The sequence below is a fragment of the Pollutimonas bauzanensis genome, from assembly GCF_040393045.1.
Taxonomy (GTDB): domain Bacteria; phylum Pseudomonadota; class Gammaproteobacteria; order Burkholderiales; family Burkholderiaceae_B; genus Pollutimonas; species Pollutimonas bauzanensis_A.
Window position 1 is genome coordinate 48355 of the sequence record NZ_JBEBUX010000004.1, and the last position, 21662, is coordinate 70016.

The following is a 21662-nucleotide window of genomic DNA, read 5'->3' on the forward strand; positions in this document are numbered from 1 at the left end:
TTCCGTGTGTTGTGAATGCGACAATTCAGTCAAATTCATATAAAAATGCAATTGTACTAGTTTTATTGTTATGATTATTGAAAGTAGAATAGTATTTACGCGGGTGGTCGCGTTTTCATAACCTTGGAGTGAGAGATGATCGAATCTGTAGCTGCGGTAACGCCTAGCAATCGTGCATTGGTCGATGGAGAGGTCTATGTGCCGGGTTTACCCGTCGAAGATGTCACGCAAAAGTATGGCGTCGCACCGGACGATGTTGCAAAACTAGCTTCAGCCGAGAATCCACATGGCGCATCGCCATTGGCGCTTAAGGCTGTCGCCGAAGCACAGAGCCGTTTGTCGCTATATCCGGACTGGACTGCTAAAACATTGCGGGCTGCAATAGGTGAAAAATACGGTTTTGATCCAGAAGGTGTGGTTTGTGGATCGGGTGAGACCGAAGTGATCTCGATGCTTATTCGCGCATTCGCTAAACCAGACGAGCCAGTGCTTATGCACAGTCCCTGCTTTCCGCTTTACCGCATCTATTCCCACTGCGAAGGACGACGGCCGGTTTTTTCGCCGATGGGCAAAGACTTCGATCCCCAGGTAGATCATTACATCGATGTAATGCGACGCGTTAACCCAAAAATCGCGTTTATGACAAACCCGCATAATCCCAGCGGCCGTTTGATGAGCGAAAGTGAAGTTCGTCGGATTTGTGAAGCTGCTAATTCGGATACGCTGCTTGCGCTCGATGAGGCGTACGTTCACTATAGCAGCGCGCAGTTCGGTATGGACCTGCTGCGTGAGTACGACAACCTTATCGTTTTACGTACCTTCTCCAAGGCGTTCGGGCTGGCCGGGTTACGCGTCGGATTTGGTATTTCCAATAACCCAGATATTATTCGACCATTGCGTCTCATCAAGCCGACGTGGAATATGGGTCAGATGCAGATAGCCGGTGGTATTGCGGGTTTGAATGACGATGCGCACGTTGCGCGTGCGGTGGCGACGATTCAGGAAATGCGTCCCTACGTTACGTCAGGTGTCGACAAGGTCGACGGATTTCGTGCGGTTCCGGGTTCGGAAGCAAACTTCTTCTTAACGGAAATCCTGAATCCGGAACTAGACTCCACTCGTGTATTCAATGAGCTTCTCAAGCGGGGCGTTATTGTGAAGGATGGATCGGATATCCCAGAGCTCGGTTCACGATACTTGCGGGTAGATGTCAATCTCAAGAAGCATATGGATCGTTTTTTGTGGGCGCTGGCCGACATCAAGGCCTGAGCGTCGTGACGACATAGTCCAAACTCACTTTAACGTTGCGTCCGCACTCCTCGATGCGGGCGCAACGCTATGCCGAGGTCTCCTCGGCCAGGCCTGTGGCTATTGGCTTAAGCCCAGCTCTTTGATCAGCGCGCCATATTCCGAATATTCGGTCTTGATGCGTTTATCGAATTCTCCGTTTGAGGTGGCGCTCACGTCTATCGACATGTCCCCCCGGCGTTTTCTTCACATTTTCCATCTTCACGATACGCACGATCTCGGTTTGCAGCTGTTTCACGATATGGTGGGGGGGGCTTTGCGGGAGCAAGTAGCCCCAACCATATTTCCGCTTTGTGATCATTAAGGCCAACTTCCGCAAGGGCCGGAACGTCGGTTAAGGCACTGAAGCGATCCGGCGTTAAGGCAGCTATGGTTTCTTGGGTTCTAATTATGTGACTATGTGACGCGATTGACAGGCATGTTGCACTCTTCATCGCGGCGATGCAGCCGAAATGCATAATCGTGAGGCAATAAATCGTAGGCTTGCTCATCACCCAGTTTCTCGGCCGCATGGGCGGGCCAGTGGGGGTTCCACATCACTTCGCGTGCTAGCGCAACCAGGTCGGCCTGACCGTTTCGTAGTATGTCCTCCGCTTGGTGTGCCGTGGTAATCATGCCAACTGCCATGGTCTGAATGTCGGCTTCTTGTCGAACTCTATGCGCGTATTCCACTTGATAACCTGGTACGCGCGGAACAATAGGCATTGAGGTCGAGCCGGTAACACCGCCGGAAGAGCAGTCTATGACGTCTACGCCCCGAGCTTTTAGTTCACGGGCCAAGACAACGGTATCGTCCATATCCCAAACTCCTCCCTTGCCGTCGACGGCAGAAACACGGAAGAACAGCGGCAGTGTTTGGGGCCAGGCAGCGCGTACGATTTCGGCTACTTCCAGCGCGAACCGCATGCGTCCTTCACGGTCGCCTCCATAAGCGTCGGTGCGCAGGTTCGTTAAAGGTGAAAGAAACTCGTGTATTAAATACCCGTGGGCGCCATGTATTTCAAGAACGTCAAAACCGGCGTCGACTGAACGAAGCGTTGCTTCCCGCCACTGGGCAAGAGCCGCCTGGATATCTTGCCGGTCCATCTCTTTAACCTTGGGCCATTGCTGAGAAGAATTGATGACACTAGGTGCGGTCACTGTCCATGGGGAGTATTTAGCCGGGCTATTTTCCGGAGTAAGTGGGATCCAGTTTTTGAGGGCACCATGACAGGACGCCTTTCCGCCAGCGTGGCCAAGTTGAATAGCCGGAACAGATCCGTGAGCCTTGATAAAGTCATTGATGCGTCGGTATTGTGCTATGTGGGCGTCTGACCATATTCCCGCGCATTTGTAGGTTTTTCGACCGAGCGGTTCAATTGCTGTCTCTTCGCCGAAAACAATACCGGCTCCACCTATCGCGAATTTTCCAAGATGGACTAAATGCCAATCAGTTGGTGAACCGTCCTTGGATGCATACTGGCACATGGGCGCGATTACGATACGATTACGCAGCTGAATGGTTCGTAGCGTTAAAGGAGATAGTAGCAATGGACGGTCGATCATTTGGTCTTGTATGTGGTCAAAAATAACGCCGGCGTCACTATGTATTGGTTGGTTCACGCAAAAATTCTCCATCGGTTTGCTTTAGTCTGCATTCGTTTTGGGCCCAGGCAGGCTCATTAGAATTACTGTGGACTCGTTAGGTTGGAGACATAATTTTTTATGATTCTTGCATAAGCTAACTTCAGCATACAGATAGGAATAGCTTAAATGAAGTGATATCGCCCTAAGACTTCGTTAGGGAAAATCGAATGCAATGCGTTATAACGTGCTCGATCTGAAACCCTCTCTTTAAGTGCGACAAGAGCAGAAATAAAGTCTGTCGAAAGATAAAACCGTCTGACCTGCCTAATAGCATGCTGTATGCGATCACCCGGTCACTTGCGTCTGTGTCGGTTTGGACGATTGATTTGGCCGTTGCGATCGGGCGAATACTACAAGTCAGCCGATAATGTCTTCCATCCAATCAGCCCATGCCAAAAGGGAAAGGTCCTGTCCGAATCGGCCGACTAGCTGCACGCCAAGGGGCAAGCCCTTGCGGCCAATGCCCCCCGGCAGTGTGATGCAGGGGACACCGAGCAAGGACCAGTTTCGGTTGTATAGCGAGCTGCCTGACGTGTCCAGTCCTAATGGCGCTTCGCCGCTTGCGCTCGGTGCGAGCACGAAGTCGACGTTTCGTATCAACTGGGCAAATTCTGATCGCGCCAGATGTGTCCGGTGCAACGCTGCGGTGTAGGCGCTACGAGAGAAGTCTCGGCCGCGTTGCAGATGCTGCCGCAAGACGGAGCTCAGCTTCTCAGGAAAATTGTCGAATTCGAAAGCCAATGCACGGGCACCCTCGAAATTCATGATGTCGCGTTGATCGGCATATTGGTGAAACAGGTTGTCGGAGAGCGCGATTTCCTCGATAACAGCACCATTCGCCTTCAGTTGCTCGATGGTAAAGTGAAGGCAGTTCTGGTAGTCATCGTCGACATCTGACCAGTAAGGCGTCCGGCACAGGCCTATTTTTGGGGACTTCGAAAGCAGCTCCGGTGTGGGTGGAAAATCAGCCAACACACTTGCCATCAATCCTACATCAGACACCGATCGTGCCATGATCCCAATGGTATCCAGAGATTCGGCCAGGCTTTTGATGCCGGCGCGATTGATGAGCCCAAACGATGGCTTGTAGCCCACAATGCCACAATAGGCAGCAGGGCGAATGGTCGAGCCGCCGGTTTGGGTCGTGAGCGATGCGGGGACCATGAAGTCTGCAACGGCGGCGGCGGAGCCGCTGGACGACCCTCCAGGAGTATGCGCTACGTTATGAGGATTGCGTGTGCGGGCTGGGCGGGTATGCGCGAACTCGGAGGTTGTGTTTTTGCCAAGGATAATGCCGCCCGCACGTTTGATGGCGGCGACACAGTATGCATCCCAGGCGGGTCGGTAGCCCGCGTACAGGGGGGATCCGTAACCTGCGGGCATGCCGGCTGCATCTATTACGTCCTTGATCCCGAATGGGATACCTCGCAGAGGTCTCGTCGAATCTGGCCGGTCGGCATCATATTCACGGGCCTGCTCTAGCGCCCGCGCTATATCTATATAGGCCCAGGCCCCAACTTCCGATTCGCGCGATGTTATCCGGTTCAAGCAAGCGACTAGCAGGGCTTCCGCTGATATGTCGCGCGCGTCCAGGGCGGCCCGTGCTTCGATGAGGCCTAGTTCGTTCAGTGCTTTCATTGATATCAGGTAGCTGCGGCGGGGCGGTGGAAGCGATGCCAATGTTCTGCAATATCGACTCGCCGACATAGCCACACTCGATCGTGTTTCGCGACATAGTCCAGAAAGCGAGCAAGCCCAATTGCGCGTCCCGGGTGGCCAATGATACGCATGTGCAGGCCTATCGACATCATTTTTGGTTGCGTGGCGCCCTCTTCGTAAAGCATGTCGAAGGCGTCACGTAGGAAAGCAAAAAAATCGTCGGCGGTCGCAATGCCGCTGCGCATGAACTTCGCGTCATTGTGCGCTTGTGTATAGGGGATGACGAGGTGACTGCCTTCGCCAGTATCAATCCAGTAGGGCAGCTCATCGTTATAGCTGTCGGAGTCGTACAGGAAACCGCCGTGTTCGAGAAGAAGGCGACGGGTATGCTCAGTAGGCGCATAGCGGCAATACCAACCCTGCGGCCTCGAGCCTATAGTCTTGGTAATGGATGCGACAGCTTTGCGGATGTTGTCGCGCTCTTCTTCGGGTGTGAGCGATTGTAGTGGCACCCAGCGTAGGCCGTGGCAGCAGACGTCATAACCGGCATTCCTAAAGGCCCGAGCGACCTCTGGATTGCGTTCCAGCGCCTGGGCGCAGGCAAATACGGTGGCGGGCATGCCTCGGGTCTGTAGGATACGTAATACGCGCCAAATGCCGACCCGGCTGCCGTATTCAAACATGGATTCAGCGGCCAAGTCGCGTCCTGGGAAGCTTTTCCCACTTACTTCTGTTAGCCCAATTTCTGATTGGCCGTCACCATCGGGAAAGGAAGCTTCTGAGCCTTCTTCGTAATTGATTACGATATTGACGGCAAGTCGAGCGCTGTTGGGCCAGGCTGGGTCAGGCGGATTCTGTCCATAACCAACGAAGTCGCGTAGTGTGAGGCAGTCGGGGTTCGTCAACATATTGGCTTCCAGAGTCATGAAGGCAAGATCACTTCAGCATGTAAGGTGGTGTATTCCGTATCATCGTTACCTCCGGTTCGGCCTAAGATCACCGCCACTTCGGAGTCGGTATCGATTGCAGTGAATGCGAAGTGCCACACTGCTGCACGGTAGGATACGCCTTGACGGCCATTAGTGAGGAATGCTTTGAGCGTTTTCGGGTCGAGGTGGCCATCGTCATCAGACAAGGCGACAACGACAAGGTGACGCGAAGGAATCAGTGGGATAAAAGTCTGTGCCGAGTATGGGTGTCGTTCCAGTGTATTGATCTGAACTGCGCCCGGCGGGGACTGTGTCAATCGATTAACCGAGAAGCCAAGCCGGAGGTTGAGCGACGAATGCTCGAGCGGCGTATTCAACATCCGTCGCGTTTCAGTCCCTCGGTGCTCCACGACGTCGCCGTATTCCAAAAAATTCTCTATGCTCAGGGGGACAGCGATTAATTGCATCTGGTTCATTCTTCCAAAGTTCAACCGAACATCTTGCCGGGTAACCACAGAGCGATTTGTGGAAAATAGATGAGTAGGGCGACAAACACCATCATGGCGCCCGCAAATGGCAGGACGCCGATATAAACATCGGTAATGTTGCCGCGCGAGAGACGTATGTTTTGGGCGACAAATAGATTCAGGCCGACTGGCGGGGTAATGAGCGCCAGCTCCATCATCATCGTCATGAAAATACCAAACCACAGGGGGTCGAAGCCTAGTGATACGATGAGCGGAACAACTACGCCCACGGTCGTGACCATCATGGCGATCGCCTCCAGGAAGCAGCCAAGAAAGAGATAGAACGCCACCAAAGCCCAAATCGTCGCATTCGGCGACCAGCCCAGGTCTTTAACGTACTCAGAAAGAGCCTGCGGAATGCCCGCGAGGCTTAGCGAGAAATTTAATACGTATGCTGAAGTCACAACAAGTACCACCATGGCGGTGGTGCGTAGCGCGGATAGGAATGCACCGTGCAACATTGAAACTGACAGTGTTCTATTTGCAGCCGCGATGATCAACGCTCCCACGACGCCCAGTGCCGCGGCTTCAGTCGGTGTAGCTATCCCAAGGTAAATACCACCCATCACGAGACTGAATATAAAGACCACTGGGAGAATATCCAGCAATAGCTTAAGCTTGACGAGAAAAGGAATCATGAGCTTTTCATTGCTCTTCGTCACTTTCCCGGCAAGTGCGAGCAATACGATGGTGAACATGATGATTAGCATGACAAGAATGCCTGGCACAATACCGGCCGCGAACAACTTGCCTACCGAGACTTCAGCCAGTGCCCCGTAGACGACCATATTGATACTCGGAGGTATGAGGATGCCCAACGTACCGCCTGCAGCAATGGAACCAAGTACGAGCCTTTCCTGGTAGCCCAGTTTCTGTAGTGTAGGGAGAGCAACTGTACCAACGGTGGCAGACGTCGCTACGCTGGAGCCAGATGTCGCCGCAAAGAGCGCACAGGTCACAATATTGGTATGGAGCAGCCCCCCTGGCAGCCATTCAAGCCAGGCCGCCAGCGCTTTGTACATGCGGTCCGCAACGCCGCTACGGGTAAGAATCTCTCCGAGGAGGATAAAGAGCGGAATCGCGACCAATAGGAATTCATTCATCGTGCTCCACATGGTGTTCCCGATCATGCTGGGCAGTACTTGCAGACCGAAAAAATCGCTGACCATGGCGGTCATGAATATGGCACTGGCGACGTGAATGCCTGCCATCAGGAAGGAAACTAGTCCAATGAGGTACATCAATCCGATAAACATCAGAGCATTTTTCCTTTGTCGGCGCCCAATCTGGCTTTAGCCATCGCCAACTCGTGTTCGATTTCTTCATCAACACTGCTCGCGCCATATTCTCCGCTCACCCCTTTCCAGTCGTGGTGTGCGAGCTTGGTGCACGCGCGCATCAGCTGAATGAATAACACCAAGCTAAACCAGCACAATGAAGCCGCCCAAGCCGCTTGAGGTAGAACCAACGGCGTACGCAGTGAGCTTGTTGCCAGCGCCTGCATGGCGTATGACGTGGCCGCGACGTCGAAAGACTTCGATGCAAGTAGGGCAGCCGTAAAGGTAAGCAGCAGCAGTGCAAAAACATCGCAATAAGCACGCGAGCGCTCAGGCAGATGGTCGGTAATGACCGTGATACGCACATGGGCCTTGTCGTAGGCGGCCTGAGAGAAACCGATCGAAGCACATATGGCTAAACAGTAGCCGCCGTACTCGTCAACCCCTTGAATTGAATAATTGAATAATTTTCGCGCCATTACATTGAGGGCGATAACTATGGACAGAATCACTAGCGCCCAACCAGCTGCCAAGCAGCCGCTCTGGGTGATTCTCTTTAAAAGCCTATCCAGGCCGTCAAGGAGTGTGCTCATTTTCGTTTCCATAAGAAAGGAGCCGCTGACGCGGATTAGCGGTAGGCGGCTCCGAATGAAATGGCGTTTACTGCTTGATGCCGGCGGCTGCGCCGATGGTATTCATCCAGTCTTCACCACACGTTTTAGTGAATTTGGCGCAGTCTTCGGTCCAAAGCGGGACGATAGAACTTGCCAAGAGCGATTGAACTTTGCGCTTGTCGGCGTCCGTAGGCGGAATCAGAGTCATCTTGCCAGGCTTTCCGTCACACGGCTGTATACCGGTATTGCAGTTCACGCCATCCTCGTGGCCCTGGCGGCCGATTTTCCACAGGTCGGTTTCCATGTTTTTCATTTCAGCCGCCAGTGTGGTTTGTTGTTCTGGAGACAGCTTCTGCCAGAATGCATTTCGTGCGACTGTCAGGACGACACCTGCTCCACCTAGTGGAATGGGGCTCAGCGTGTCAGACACCTCGAACCAGTCGTTGCTGTTGCCATACTGGCTACCGGTAATCGCACAATCTACGACACCCTGCATAAGGCCTTGATAGACCTCAGGGCCGGCCAGAGTAACGCCAGCGGCCCCTAAGTCGGCGGCCAGCTTCGCTGTGTAGGTGCCGCTCACACGTACTTTTTTGCCGCGTAAGTCGTCGAGGGACTTCACGTCGCCTTTGCAATATAGTATTTGGAAGGGGAAGGACCAGGCGGCCAGCAGTTTAGCGTTGAATCGGGTGTCGAGTTCTTTCTCAAGGATGGGGCGATACGCATCGATATTCTTCTGAAGTTGATCAAAATCGAATGCTGCGCCCGGTAGGTCTACTCCCATGAGGATTGGTGCTTCGCCACCAACAAAACTGACTTGAAATGAAAGAATATCGAAGGCGCCGCTCTTAAGCGTCCGTAGCGATTCAAAGCCTTTCAGGTTAAGTTCGTCGATAGTACGAAAGTTTGTGGAAAATTGACCATTGCTCCGCGCGTTGAGTTCTTTCCAGAACGGCCGCTCAACTTGCTGCGACTGCGGTTGGTTGCCATACCAGCCTAATACTCGAATTTTTATGTCTTCTGCATGGACTGGTGCTGCAAGGCTGGCGGTTACTGTAAGAACTGATAGAGCGCTGGTCAAAACTTTAAGCATGTGGATCTCCCGAGCTTCGTGATTGCTGCACGCATAAATTGTGGCTTTTGCCACCACGTTTTCCTGTATGTGCTTATTATGAACGGGTGGCAAGAATACACAATTATTAATTTTTAGCGACTATGTATAAGGGATGGTTATAGTGAATCTCCGACTTCTAGAGATATTCAGGGCAGTCATGCATGCTCATACGACGGTGGGAGCGGCTCGGGCACTGCAAATCTCCCAGCCAGGCGTGAGTAGTGCAATACGACAGTTGGAGTCCCAGCTTGGTTTTTCATTGTTTGATCGAGTTGGAAACCGCCTCATCGCAAGTGAAGAGGCCAAGATCCTCTTTCGTGAGTCAGAGTCTATATTTCTGTTGTCTAAAGCGCTAAATCAGACCGCTGAAGACTTGAAGGAAGAGCGGCTTGGCAGTCTGCGAATTGTGGCAACGCCACAGCTTGGGCACACGGTATTGCCACACGCGATTAGCGCGTTGCTTGAAAACCGACCCAAGGTGAAAGTTTCCTTTGATGTACGGCGATCTTTTAACGTCGTTGAAATTATAGAATCTGGTGCCGCCGACGTGGGATTTGCCATTGCGCTGGAGGAAGAGCTTAGCCAAAGCCTCAGTATGGTTCCCGTTGCCACGGTTCAAATGGTATGTCTCGTTCAAAAAGACCATCCGCTTGCAGCGCGTCGCTCGATCACACCTCTCGACATTGCTCCGCATCCTTTGATCGGCCTTGAAATGGGCTCGCGCTTGAGTCCGCTTATTCTTAACGCCTTCAAGGCATCGGGCGTACCATACCGCACTACGGTTGAAGTGCGGTATTCCGAGACGGCTTGCCTGCTGGTACAGGCAGCTGTGGGCATTACTATCGTTGACTGCTTTTCTGCTACGGCACAGACCCGTCAGTGCAGCGATCTCGTTGCCATTCCGTTCAACCCGACGATCAGCGTAGAAGCGTATGCAGTGTTCTCAAGAAGCCGGACCATATCCCGGCTGTCGCTGTCGTTGGTGGCGTTGACGAAGGCATCGATCCGGCACTTTCAGGCCTTGTCGGGACAAGCCGATTCGGGCCATGGGTCTTAATTGTCCATTCGGCTGTAGGTAAACTCAGCCGGCCCGGTTGAGCTTCGTTTCACCAATACTGTTGGTAGCATTTGGGGGGGGGCGGCATCGGTCCTTGTGAGTCTATCGCGGTCAATAAAGTTTTAGCTGCAATTATCCCGATCTCAACTGACGGAAAACGAATTGTAGTCACTGGCGGATCCACAAAAGCTGAAAATGAGGGCTTGCCGCGCCGCGCTGTTACTGAGGCAGCGTAAGTGTGGCTACGGTCAAACCGATACCGGCGTGCACCACAGATTCGGTGTCGTTATGTTCGAGTAACCCGAAATGAACTGCTTACGCTCTCCGGTGGTTGGGTCATAAACGCTGCGCTGGATGCGGCCGATATTCCCGCCATACAGATGAATGCTAATAGATACTTGGTCGTCGTATAGGTTGCTGACGCGGTGGATATCACCGAGGGTAGGTGATACACAGGCGACTTCGCCGGGGCGCAACGTTTTTTCGGGGCCGGCTGCTTCCACGCCGTGTTCCGAGATGCGGAAGGGCTGGTCGACCTCTGCGCCTCGGAGCATGCCAATAACGCCCCAGACGGTATGGTCATGTATTGGTGTTTTCTGTCCTGGTCCCCATACAAAACTGACCAGAGAAAACCTGTCTAGCGGGTCGCCGTACAAAAGGTATTGGCGATAATACTGGGGGTCGGGCCGGGCCATGTCCTCTGGCAGCCAGTCGTCCTTGGCGACCAAGCTGGCGATGAGCTCCTTGGCTTGCTCCAATACTTGCGGCTCGTGAAGGTCTTGTCGCTCTACCAATCGACTCAGGCTGGCAACAGTCATTAGCAGTTTTTCGTTGGGCATCATCGTTTCCTTTGGTCTGTACTGGACGCTCTGCTATTGAAGGGGCTTCACGCGACCTGCGCAAACATCTCTCGCAACTTCTTCTTGTCCACCTTACCCACAGAATTTTCTGGCAAGGCATCCACGACATAGACTTCATCCAACCAGTAGGTACGCGAGAGCATTTGCGAAACGCGCTGCTGGATTGTTTGTGGGTCCAATTGGGCGCCCGACGTTGGAACTACGAAGCCCACGGGCACCTCTCCCAGGTCATGGTGTGGTTTGCCTAATACGCAGCTTGCCTTGACCGCAGGGTCCTGGTTGATGACGTTCTCGATAATGCCCGGCGAGATGTTTTCTCCCCCTCGAATAATCACGTCTTTCAAGCGGCCGGTAATGAAGAAGTAGCCTTCCTCGTCGAAATAGGCCACATCGCCAGTCGGCAATACCGGTCCTTGAGGTGACAGTTGCCCGTCTTTCTCGACTCCGACATAGCCGAGCATCAGGCTGTCCCCTTCAATGCAGATCTCGCCATTTTTATTGGGGTCTGTGATCACATGCCCGTCTGCATCGCGCAAATATACCTTCTGATAAGGTAATGCTTTTCCGATCGCCCCGATTTTTCTGGCTTCGGGCGGATTGATCGTAGAGGTGCAGGTAGCCTCGGACAATCCATAGGAAACAACCAGCGGGCAACCAAGATGTTGTTCGATCCGTTTGTGCAGTTCAGGCGTGATCGGCGCCGAACCGCAGCGGGCAAAGCGCAGTTTCTGCAGGGTTTCCTGCGTAAATGCATGGTCCAACATGCGGGAATACATGGTTGGAACGCCGGTAATAATGGTTGGCTCAAATTTCTGCATCAGCGCCGGCACTTGGTCGGCCTTAAAGCGACCTGCTAGTGCTACCTGTGCGCCCGCCAGAAGCGGAGTGAAGAGTTGATTGTTTAAACCGTTAGTGTGATACAGCGGCATTAGATGCAGCAGCCGGTCATCGCGTGTGAGTTGGGTGACATGCTGCACACCAAGCGCGTTATTAAGCAATCCGCCATGGCTGATTTTTACGCCCTTAGGGCGTCCGGTGCTTCCTGACGTAAACAACAATAAACCCGGGTCTTGCAGCCGCAAGTCGTCGGACCAGAATGGTTCAGCAGCGGGGATCTGCGCCATATTCAGAACACGAATGTTCTTCAGTCCGGCCATTGCGGTCAAGTTGATGGTGTCGACGAGCACTAAGTTGATTCCCACGGTGTCCCGACGGGCCTCAATCTCGGCGGCTGTCAGTCTAGGTTCCAACGGGCAGGGGCAGGCTCCGGCCGCCATTAAACCAAGAATCGTCAGTACACTGTCGAGGGAGCGCTCCATGGCTACCGCGACGAGTTGTTCGCGTTGAACGCCAGCCTCCCGAAGCTGCCCGGCCTTACGAGACACCTGTTCGTATAGTTCCCGGTAATTCAGAACCTGCTCATGATCCATGATGGCGGGAAAGTCGGCAAAATCAACCGATGTCCAACGTTCGCGGTAGGCATGCATCAGTGTTGCGGTGGTGTTCATAAGTATTCCTTTAACGCAGGCTCACGTTGGCATCACGCTCGAAGCTGCGGTCTGGATCAAGCTCGGCCAGGGCTCGCTGCTCTGCTGCGGTTGGTGGCTCAGTTGGGCGGGCGTCCGATGCGTCAAAGGTAAAACCCGTGCGCTCGACAATCTCTTCTACGCTGGATTCCGGATGCCAGCTGTGTAGCGCCAAGCGATCGTTCTTTTTGACGAAGACGGCTATGGGTGTCACGACGCCATGGAACCCTCCCGCCGAAGTGCGGAAGTGCAGCTTGTCTACGAAAGTCCGCGTCGAATGCTCTGTGCGCCATGTACATGCACGTCGCGCTGTCGGTAACATAACCGCTCCGCCGCCCCCGCCTGGAAGGCGGACTTTAGGGTGATGCCAGTCCCCGATGACAGAATTATTTGCATTGCCGTCGCCGTCTATCTGCGCGGCACCGAGAAAGGTCAGATCCATTCTGCCGCGTGTACACAGGTCATAGAAGTCTTCATTGGAAAAGATAGACGATGTGTGTTCCGCTAATACGGGATCGGAGCTTGATAATGGTATCTTGGAAGGCGTCGGGTCGACTCCGCCCGCTACGTTGATATAGACGAAGTCCCAGTCGTATGCTTTCTTCGCCATTAAGCATGCGAGCATCGGCATGGTTGAATTGACGCCGCTAAACGTGATCTCGTCGGGGCGAATGAACCTTGCCAGGTTCGTGACAATGAAAGAAAAAGGTGACCATTGCGTGTTCATTCAGATCAATTCCTTAATTATGGCTTCGGGTGCGGCATCGAGGTGGGCCTGGAGCGCATCGTTACCGTCGATCAGATAGCTTTCCACCGCTGGGTAGTCGATTTCGTAGTGAGGCCAGCATGATCCCGGCCAGGCGCCCTGTGGCACGACCGCATACGCCTGCACCATGAAATAGGGGATCAGGGTGACCTCTGGTTGTTCGGTGAACACTTCGTTTTCAGCCACGCGTTCGGCGACAACAAGCACGCGTTTCGCTGCACGGCTCATGATGCGATCCCAGTGCGATGTACCCAGCACGCGCACGTTGCCGCGTGAATCAACTTCGTTAGCGTGGATGACCGCAATGTCGGGCTCGATGGCGGGGATCACATACACTGATTCGCCGGTGCCGTATGGGTCATCTATTTTCTTCCAGCCATTCAGCCCGGCAAGGTCGCTGCCATGTATGCCTCCGCAGGGTTGGAAGGGGATGCCGAATGCTGCAGCCCTGAGCCCTGCCGTAAGCGTCGCACAAGCGTGCTCTTCAAGAGCAAGAGCACCGCTCTGAACAGCCTTGCGGTAGAACGGTGCAAGGCCAAAGTTACCCTCCATTGCGACGATCCCGGCTCGTGCACGGGAAGCGACCCCGGAACGGCATAGCAAATCGATGTCGTATCCTGGCGACTGCTTGATAATTTCAAGGTTTTTACGCTTTTGCCGCACCAGTTCGCGTACTAGCGCAAAGGGGCCGCGGTGAAGAAAGCTGCCCCCAAGCGCAACAGATGCCCCATCGGGAACGAGCGCGGCGAGCTCCTTGATGGAGACTTCCTTTTGTTTTTGATTGAATCCGGATGACATGTTCGCGTTCTCCTTGGTATTGGTTAGAAAACTACTTTTTAAGGTAGTTGCGTATCCTGTTTTTCAATCCTGGAGTGGTGGCAGATCGCACAAGTTCAGCCATGTCCGTTGCGTGGTCGGCAACGTCCATGACCCGATAAAAGGTCGACCTGGTCGCTCGATCCAGTGCTATTGAGACCGAGTGGGCGTCATCGATACATGCCTCCCACTGCTCATTGGTTGCAACAGAATGGACAAAGCGCATCGACACAGCCTCTTGTGCAGTAAAAGTCTTGGTGGTGCCCAGGACCTGAAGGGCAGTATCGTTACCCACTATGGTTGCGAACCGGCGTGAGCCCAGCACCAAGCCAAATTTCAGGCCGGGCATGCGAAAGGTGCTGTCTTCGGTGCATACCCGTTGTTTGCATACAGCGAAAAGATCGACTCCGGCCCCGAAGTTGCGCCCGTGCGCTAATGCAAGCGTATGGCAAGGCATGCTTGCCAATGACTGCAACAGCGTTTCCAACCGAATGAATCTAAGGGCGAGATCACCTTCAGACTGGTCTTCAAAGCCGGTGAAATCGAAGCCTGCGCTGAAGTTGCGGCCTGTCCCGCGAAAGACAAGTAGGTCGACCTGTTGCTGACGTGCTTGACTCAGCCCTTCTATAAGGGATTCAACTAGCTCGGCTGACAGCGCATTCATTTTTTCTGGCCGGTTCAGCTCAAATACCCAGCAGCCTTCCGATTGATGAATAAGCAGACCTGGGGCTTCCTGTGTTTGTGCGTGGTTGTCCATGGAGGGGGCATCGTTAAGTGGTATTGCAGACATATCAAGCCTCCATGGAAGGCATTACCCGACCGAGAATTTCTTCATTATGCTCCCCCAACGCAGGGGGGCGACGAGCGATAGTGCTGGTACGGCCAGAAAATCGGATAGGGGAGGCGAAGGTTTGTGTTTCAACGCCATTGGGTAGCGTGAGCGGCTGTACCCAGTCCATATGCGCGACTTGCGGGTCTTTCAGCACGTCCGAATAGGTATTAATAGGTGCGCACGGAACCCCCGCTTTGCGGAAAGCCGCCAACCAGGCGTTGGCGTCTTCATTCGCAAATATCTCTTCAAGAATTTCGCGCAGTGTGTCTTGGTTGCCCGCGCGCAAAGTTGGAGACGTGAAGCGCGCATCTTCTGCCATTTCCGGTTTGCCTATAACCTGGCACACCGACTGCCACAGTGAATTGTTGCCGGCCGCCATGCCGAAGTAGCCGTCCTTGCAACGAAACACCTGATAGGGTGCGTTACGTGGGTGCGCCGACCCTAGTTTTTCGGGATCGGTTCCGGTGCCGAAGTATTGGGACGTCTGCAGGGCGGCGATGCCAAGGGTCGCCCCTAGCATAGAGATATCAACGTGTGTGCCTTCTCCCTCTTTTTCGGCAGCGCGTAGGGCCGAGACAATGGCGAACGCGCCATACAGGCCGGCCGTAAAGTCGCAGACGGGTACGCCGCACTTGACTGGGGCGCCGCCCACCTCGCCGGTAACGCTCATGAGTCCGCTCATGGCCTGTAAAGTAAGGTCAAAGCCGCCTTCCTGGCTTCGCGGACCCGACTGTCCGTACGCTGAGATCGAGCAGTAGACCAACTTTGGGTTCAGGGCTTTGATGGCGTCATAGCCCAGGCCTAGGCGATCCATCACGCCGGGGCGGTTGTTCTCGAGGACGATGTGGGCTTCCGCCATAAGTTGGCGTGCAAGCTGTTTGTCGCTTTCATTTTTCAGGTTTAACGTGACTGACCGCTTATTGCGGTTCAGGGAAGCAAAATTTTCGCTGTAGCCTTTTGTAATGGGAGCCCAGCTTCGCAAAGTGTCGCCAGTGTCCGGCTGCTCGATTTTGACCACATCGGCCCCCATGTCCGCAAGTAGCAGGCCGCAGAAAGGACCGGCTGCCACGTTGCAGATCTCAATGACTTTGACGCCGCTAAGTGTGGACTCTTGTTTCATATTTTTCCTGAAAAAATTATGTAGAAATTTTGGCGTAAGCGCCCTGGTAGCCCATTTGTCTTGATAGCGCTTGCGCTGCGTCCATGACAAGCTGGGCAGTCTCGTGCATGCGATCCTCTGTGAGGCGATCGAGTGGTCCCGATATACCAAGCGCCGCGACGGGGCGGTCAAGCCCGCTGAATACTGGCGCAGCCACTCCGCCGACACCGTCCCGCCATTCTCCACGGTTAATGGCGTAACCGCTGCGGCTGACTTGATCGAGCTCTTGTCGCAGGAGATCCAGCGTAGTTCGCGTTGCCGAGGTATGTTTTTGCAGCAGGTTCTCGTACTGCGAAATGTAGTCAACCGGTTGGAATGCAAGCAGTGCTTTGCCAGTGGCGACGGCATAGGCTGGAGCGCGTCCGCCTATAACAGAATAGGCCCTGATCGGTTGAGGGCTTTCTATCTTATCGACATACACCACATCAAGGCCTTCAAGGACAGACAGGTGTACCGTCTCGCCCGTTTCATGGGCCAGTGACCTTAAGAATGGGGCGCCAAGCGTGCGTACGTCCATCGAAGCCAGCTGTTGTGCGCCTAACTCGAACATTTTCAGTGTGCATCGGTAGCCGCCGGATTCTGGATCACGAACGATGTAGCCGGCGTGTGTCAGCGTTTGCAGCGTGCGATGCGCGTTGCTTCGAGTAAGTCCGACCCGCTCGGCAATGTCTTCCAAGGATCTCGCCCGGCCTTCCAGCCTGCTGACTGACTCAAGGACCATCAGACCTTTTAATAGGGTTTTGTCCATCAGAGCATTCCTAACATATAGGAATTAAGTCTTATATAACTTGGCATAAATAAGGTTTTGAAAGGTAATTCAATGCTATTGACGGGTTTAAGTATATATGCCAAGCTACAAAAAATCAATTTTTTAAAACAGCAGTCCTAAATATTGGGACTAAATAGAGGAGACATAAATGAAGACATCGACGAAAGCTGTCTGCAAGGTACTCGCAGGCGCACTGCTCACTGCAGCCACCACCCTTACCGCCTTTGCTCAAAGTTGGCCTACTCAGCCTATTCGCATGGTCGTTCCATACCCGCCCGGCGGGGCATCGGATTTCACAGGGCGGCTTTATGCGGATCGGCTGGGTGCTTTCCTGGGCCAGCCGGTGGTCGTTGAAAACAAAGCAGGGGCTGGCGGCGATATCGGGGCTCAGTATGTCGCCTCGTCCGCGCCCGATGGGTACACCTTGTTAATGGGTGCCGTGGGCAGCCATGCCATCAATTCGAAACTGCCGGGACGAGATCCGAAATATAAATTTCCAGGGGATTTTGCAGGAATCTCCATGGGCACGTCGACACCGCTTGCTGTCGTTGTGCGTTCTTCTTTGCCCGTAAAGAACATTCAGGAACTTATTGCGCTTGCAAAGCAAGGACCGGGCACGCTGACCTTTGGTTCGGCGGGAGTAGGGTCGTCGCAGCACATGGTAGGTGAAAAGTTCCAGCTCGAGACGGATACTAAGTTGCTACACGTACCGTACAAGGGTAGTGGCCCAGCAATGACCGATCTTTTGGGAGGCCAGGTGGACATCGTGTTTGAAACCACGCCTACGCTCTTGCCGCATATAAAAAGTGACAAAGTCCGTTTCCTTGCCGTCACAACGGCGAGCCGGGTTCCGCAACTGCCGGACGTTCCAACGCTCAAGGAATCCGGTGTGAAGAACTTCGATCTTAGTACCCGCTACGCGCTTATGGCGCCCAAAGGCACCCCTGCCGACATACTCGCCAAAATCTCGAATGCGATGGGGCAAATCGCGCAGAGCGATCATGTAAAGAACGCACTATTGGTGCAGGGGGCAGTCGCACAGCCCACATCTCCCGCTGAAACGGACGAGGCGCTTGCTAGTGAGGTCGCGGTCTGGGGAGAGGTGATTGAACGCGCCGGGATCGACTAATCACTTGGGTTGGAGAGGTATGGGTATGCTGGCGGATATAGCGGTTATTGGCGGAGGCTCGGTAGGCGTTTCGTTTTTGGCGCAATTGGTAAGTTGCTTGCGGCAACAGGAAAGAGTCGTAGGAAAACCAATTACCGTTCTGCTGTTCGAGCCTCGCAGTCGGCCCGGAGCAGGTAACGCGTATGACGAAGATCTTCCTACAAACCTTCTGAACATACCTGTCAGGAACATGAGCGCTTACGCCGACGACAAGGCCCACTTCCAGCGATGGCTGGAGGCGCAGCCGCGGTCGGCTCGCGCTCATTTTGATGTGGGTGACTTTGACAGCAATTCTTTCCTGCCCCGTCCATTGTTCGGTCGCTACATGGAAAATGTCTATCAGGAAGCGGTTCGTGAAGGCAAGGCTAGCGGCATTGTGATCCGGCATGTCGAACAGCGCGCCATCGGCGCGGAGAAGACCGAGAACGGTGCGTGGCGAGTTCTGTGCGGCGATGGCGATTGCTACATCACAAGCCGTGTCGTATTGTGTAATGGCAATCTAGCCTCTACGACTTTCCCTGCGCTTGAAGGGCATTCGCATTACTTTAACGACCCTTATCCCGTCAGAAAGCTGGCTGAGCATATCGAACCGGACGCGACGGTTGGCATTATTGGGTCAAGCCTGAGTGCTGTGGATGCCATTGTCGCTCTTAAGGAAGCCGGCCATCGAGGCATGGTTACCTGCTTTTCCAGGAACGGGCGCCTTCCCTCGGTGCGTAGCGCGCAAAACCGCACAACCCTCAGCAGCAAACTGACGTCGAAAGATGTTTGGAATCTGGCCGAGGCGAACGGGGGCGTACTGACCCTAGAGCACTTCTTTTCGCTGCTGGCTTCTCACGTGGAGACTCTGGGAGGACGACTGGATATGGCCGATGTTTTAGGACCAAATTTGCCAGCGCGCGAGGCACTTGATCACGAAATCGAGGTTTCGCAAAGGCAAGAGCGTCTTTGGCAGGTAGTGTGTAGCGCCAGTAATGACGTCATCGATTTGGTATGGCAGCTTCTATCTGAAGAAGAGCGTCGAACCTATCACCAGACGTGGCGTTCGTTATGGATGGCACGGCGCGCGACATTTCCGCTTCAGAACGCGCTCAAGCTTCAGCGCTATTTCAGACAGGGTACATTGAATGTGTCGTCCGGCTTTAATGGTTGCCGCTATGACGAGACCTCTCGGACGTTCCACATTCAGTTGAACGGACCTGCGGTTGCTCAAGCCCAACTGCCTATGCCAGATTCGCTGCAAGTCGATTACGTTGTCAACGCCACCAGCTTTTCCCTTGATCCATCAAGCACTCAAGACGATTTGGTCAGTCAACTGCTTCGATCCGGTTATGCCTCGTCTGATCCGTTTGGTGGTGTTCGCCTTGACTACGCCACTGGATGCCTGATGGACGTCAACGGCGAAGTGCAGAGCAGCATATCTCTGCTGGGTAGCCTAGCAGTCGGTACGTATTTCTGGACTCTTTCGATGGACGTCAACGCCCGCCTCGCTCATGCACAGGCGCAACGCATAGGAACTCAACTGGGCCAGAAAGCAAAGGCCTTTGGGCATATCGAAAATTTCGATATGGTTAGCTCAAAATAATTCGTTTGGTGCGGGAAGACAATAAAAAATAGACTGGGCTTACCTGATCACTCAGAATCAAAGGAGAAAGTTATGCTGGTGCAAAATGGAGTTTTAGAACAAGATTCGTCCACCCCCAGGGCAGAAATACCGCAAAACCCAGTTCCTGGGCAAATCGCCTGGACAAACGCGATGTTGGATCCCAGCGATGGAATTCTGACGCTTGACGCCGAAACACTGGAAGAAATCAGGGGCCTTGTTCACGAGCTACGGGAAAACCCATTGCCGATCGAGTTTCTTGATCCGGCCATGTTTGAACTGCGACAGTGCGTAACGTTAATGGAACATTGCCGTACGATTCTAGAAGATGGCGTGGGATTTGTAATCATAGATCGTCTGCCCATGGAAGACTATACAAGGGATGAAGCAACGAAAGTTTATTGGACGTTAATGCAGCTTTTATCGCGCCCGGTCGCCCAGAGTTGGGATGGGAAGCTCATCTACGATGTGAAGGATTCTGGCGTGAAACCCGGGAATGGGGTTAGACCCGATGTCACCAGCCTGGAGCAGAATTTCCATACCGACAACAGCTATAACGTTTGTCCGCCAGATTACGTGTCGCTTTTGTGCCTGCAAAAGGCGAAAGAAGGCGGCGTGAGCAGCATAATCAGTTTTCAAGCGGTATTCAATGAAATGCTGAAACGGCATCCGGAGCTGGTTGAGCGCCTGTTTGAACCCTATCTTTTCAATCGCCAGATGGAACATAGCCCGAAAGCACCTCAGGTTCTTAGCCACCCCCTGCTGGACATTGTCGATGGAAAACTGGTGTGCCGACTATCTTATCGGCATATCGTCAATGGATATAGCATGGCAGGCGTGGAGCTCGATGAAATCGGTCGCGAGGCATTGGACACGTTCGAGGCGATCATGAAAGAGCCAGGCTTCTTTCGCGAGTTTTATTTCGAACCGGGGCAAATTCAAATTGTTGATAACAAGCGGTTAGGACACCGGCGTACCGGCTTTACGGACTATCCGGAAGCGGAACGACGCAGGCACCTGGTTCGGCTGTGGCTGCGCAGCGATGGCAGGCGTTTTTACAATGGATAATGTGGCGCTCTAGATGAATATCCGTCAGCTAGAGGCATTTGTCCAGATCGTCGAGAGAGGTTCGTTCGCAGCCGCTGCTGAACAGCTTCACGTTACCCAGTCCACTATTTCTGCGCGTATTAAAGAACTGGAGGACTTCTTTGGGGTGCCTCTCTTTCGTCGAAGTAAGATACAGAGGGCAGAGTTAACACCAAAGGGCCACGACCTTCTGGAAGGGGCCCGCCAACTGATTTCATTCGCCCAGTACTTGCAGCATCGGATTAGCGACAAAGAAAAACTGACAGGTTTAGTTCGGCTGGGTGTCGTGGGGCATCTGGCTGCCACGTCGATGCCGCAAGTCGTATCCAAAATCAGGACCGAATACCCGGGGATAAAGCTGGCTTTACACGTCGATCTGACAGCGACCCTGCTTGAGCTATTGCACGCTGGAAAACTCGATGCGGCATTTGTGGCCGGCCTTCCTGCTGACCACTCCCTGATCTGTAAACCGCTCGAGAAGGATAGGTTTGTGTGGATGGCCAGCCCTACGCTTAATATCCCTAAAACCGATATTACGCCGTCCGATCTGGTGGCATGGCCAATACTTTCTTTCAGCGATAAGTCACACCATTACCCCGTGATCAAGCAGTGGTTCGCAGAGGCAAAAACACCATTTTCAGCGACAATCGCGTCGAATAATATGGACCTCCTGGCCAATCTCGCTATTCGCGGAGAGGGTGTCGCGCTCTTGCCTAAGTCGCGCTACGCAAAACAAATCGCTGCGGGTGAACTTGAGGTTGTTAATACAAAGCCCGAGTCTTCCGAGGTTGACTTCTACTTTGTTTATCCGCACGATGCTTGCGACACGGGTGTTTGGCTTTCAAGTCTTCTCTAGATGCTTGTGCTTAGCTCGGCCGTTATAACAATAGCCAAACACTCAGCCCGAACCGATTACATTGCGCCGTTCTGCACGATTTCCAGGACGCCGTCGATGACGAGCTGTAC

General features: G+C 53.6%; 20 protein-coding genes. 6 read left to right on the forward strand and 14 right to left on the reverse strand.

The annotated features are described in order from the left end of the window. Positions 1-135 precede the first annotated feature (135 nt). Positions 136-1269, forward strand: a complete 1134-nt coding sequence (locus tag ABWO67_RS01300) for a pyridoxal phosphate-dependent aminotransferase (RefSeq protein WP_353146497.1) — start codon at positions 136-138, stop codon at positions 1267-1269. A gap of 435 nt (positions 1270-1704) precedes the next feature. Here ABWO67_RS01300 and ABWO67_RS01310 read toward each other — a convergent pair whose 3' ends face one another. From ABWO67_RS01310 to ABWO67_RS01340, 7 genes are all read right to left on the reverse strand, one after another. After that, a complete protein-coding gene (locus ABWO67_RS01310; protein WP_353146500.1) occupies positions 1705-2910 on the reverse strand; it encodes an NADH:flavin oxidoreductase/NADH oxidase in 1206 nt (401 codons plus the stop codon). 381 nt (positions 2911-3291) lie between these two features. After that, the gene (locus ABWO67_RS01315) at positions 3292-4572 is read right to left on the reverse strand and encodes an amidase (protein ID WP_353146502.1); all 1281 of its coding nucleotides are present in this window, start codon (positions 4570-4572) and stop codon (positions 3292-3294) included. A gap of 5 nt (positions 4573-4577) precedes the next feature. Further along, entirely contained in the window at positions 4578-5501 is a 924-nt protein-coding gene (locus ABWO67_RS01320; RefSeq protein ID WP_353146504.1) for an allantoinase PuuE, read from the reverse strand. A 14-nt stretch (positions 5502-5515) separates the two neighbouring features. Beyond that, positions 5516-5998 (reverse strand): ureidoglycolate lyase, encoded by a 483-nt coding sequence (locus ABWO67_RS01325; protein ID WP_353146506.1) that lies wholly within the window; start codon positions 5996-5998, stop codon positions 5516-5518. 11 nt (positions 5999-6009) lie between these two features. Then, the gene (locus ABWO67_RS01330; RefSeq protein ID WP_353146508.1) at positions 6010-7305 is read right to left on the reverse strand and encodes a TRAP transporter large permease; all 1296 of its coding nucleotides are present in this window, start codon (positions 7303-7305) and stop codon (positions 6010-6012) included. Continuing rightward, a complete protein-coding gene (locus ABWO67_RS01335) occupies positions 7305-7919 on the reverse strand; it encodes a TRAP transporter small permease subunit (protein ID WP_353146509.1) in 615 nt (204 codons plus the stop codon). Before ABWO67_RS01335 ends, ABWO67_RS01330 begins: the two co-directional genes overlap by 1 nt. A 67-nt stretch (positions 7920-7986) precedes the next feature. Further along, positions 7987-9033, reverse strand: coding sequence for a TRAP transporter substrate-binding protein (locus ABWO67_RS01340; protein WP_353146511.1), 1047 nt, complete (start codon positions 9031-9033; stop codon positions 7987-7989). Between the two features lie 133 nt (positions 9034-9166). Here ABWO67_RS01340 and ABWO67_RS01345 point away from each other — a divergent pair, with 133 nt between their 5' ends. Then, positions 9167-10111 carry a LysR family transcriptional regulator gene (locus tag ABWO67_RS01345; RefSeq protein ID WP_353146513.1) on the forward strand — a complete coding sequence of 315 codons (945 nt, stop codon included), beginning with the start codon at positions 9167-9169 and terminating at the stop codon, positions 10109-10111. Positions 10112-10359: 248 nt separating this feature from the next. Here the strand turns inward: ABWO67_RS01345 and ABWO67_RS01350 are convergent, their stop codons facing one another. The 7 genes from ABWO67_RS01350 to ABWO67_RS01380 are packed head-to-tail and all read right to left on the reverse strand — an operon-like array spanning position 10360 to position 16818. Next, entirely contained in the window at positions 10360-10950 is a 591-nt protein-coding gene (locus ABWO67_RS01350) for a cysteine dioxygenase family protein (RefSeq protein ID WP_353146541.1), read from the reverse strand. Positions 10951-10997: 47 nt separating this feature from the next. Further along, positions 10998-12479, reverse strand: a complete 1482-nt coding sequence (locus ABWO67_RS01355; RefSeq protein WP_353146515.1) for a class I adenylate-forming enzyme family protein — start codon at positions 12477-12479, stop codon at positions 10998-11000. 10 nt (positions 12480-12489) lie between these two features. Further along, positions 12490-13224: a CoA-transferase subunit beta gene (locus ABWO67_RS01360; protein ID WP_353146517.1), complete on the reverse strand. Its 735-nt coding sequence runs from the start codon at positions 13222-13224 to the stop codon at positions 12490-12492. Next, a complete protein-coding gene (locus ABWO67_RS01365) occupies positions 13225-14061 on the reverse strand; it encodes a CoA transferase subunit A (protein ID WP_353146519.1) in 837 nt (278 codons plus the stop codon). Between the two features lie 31 nt (positions 14062-14092). After that, positions 14093-14836, reverse strand: coding sequence for an enoyl-CoA hydratase/isomerase family protein (locus ABWO67_RS01370; RefSeq protein WP_502929943.1), 744 nt, complete (start codon positions 14834-14836; stop codon positions 14093-14095). A gap of 34 nt (positions 14837-14870) precedes the next feature. Then, positions 14871-16031, reverse strand: a complete 1161-nt coding sequence (locus tag ABWO67_RS01375) for a CaiB/BaiF CoA transferase family protein (protein WP_353146523.1) — start codon at positions 16029-16031, stop codon at positions 14871-14873. 16 nt (positions 16032-16047) lie between these two features. Beyond that, on the reverse strand, positions 16048-16818 hold the full coding sequence (locus tag ABWO67_RS01380; RefSeq protein WP_353146525.1) for an IclR family transcriptional regulator: 771 nt from the start codon (positions 16816-16818) through the stop codon (positions 16048-16050). A 169-nt stretch (positions 16819-16987) separates the two neighbouring features. On the opposite strand from ABWO67_RS01380, the gene ABWO67_RS01385 reads away from it, so the two are divergent. From ABWO67_RS01385 to ABWO67_RS01400, 4 genes are all read left to right on the forward strand, one after another. Next, positions 16988-17968 carry a Bug family tripartite tricarboxylate transporter substrate binding protein gene (locus tag ABWO67_RS01385; RefSeq protein WP_353146527.1) on the forward strand — a complete coding sequence of 327 codons (981 nt, stop codon included), beginning with the start codon at positions 16988-16990 and terminating at the stop codon, positions 17966-17968. Positions 17969-17993: 25 nt separating this feature from the next. Next, on the forward strand, positions 17994-19592 hold the full coding sequence (locus ABWO67_RS01390; RefSeq protein WP_353146529.1) for an FAD/NAD(P)-binding protein: 1599 nt from the start codon (positions 17994-17996) through the stop codon (positions 19590-19592). A gap of 72 nt (positions 19593-19664) precedes the next feature. Next, positions 19665-20678, forward strand: a complete 1014-nt coding sequence (locus tag ABWO67_RS01395) for a TauD/TfdA family dioxygenase (protein ID WP_353146531.1) — start codon at positions 19665-19667, stop codon at positions 20676-20678. Positions 20679-20691: 13 nt separating this feature from the next. Then, positions 20692-21552, forward strand: a complete 861-nt coding sequence (locus ABWO67_RS01400; protein ID WP_353146533.1) for a LysR family transcriptional regulator — start codon at positions 20692-20694, stop codon at positions 21550-21552. Positions 21553-21662: the final 110 nt, after the last annotated feature.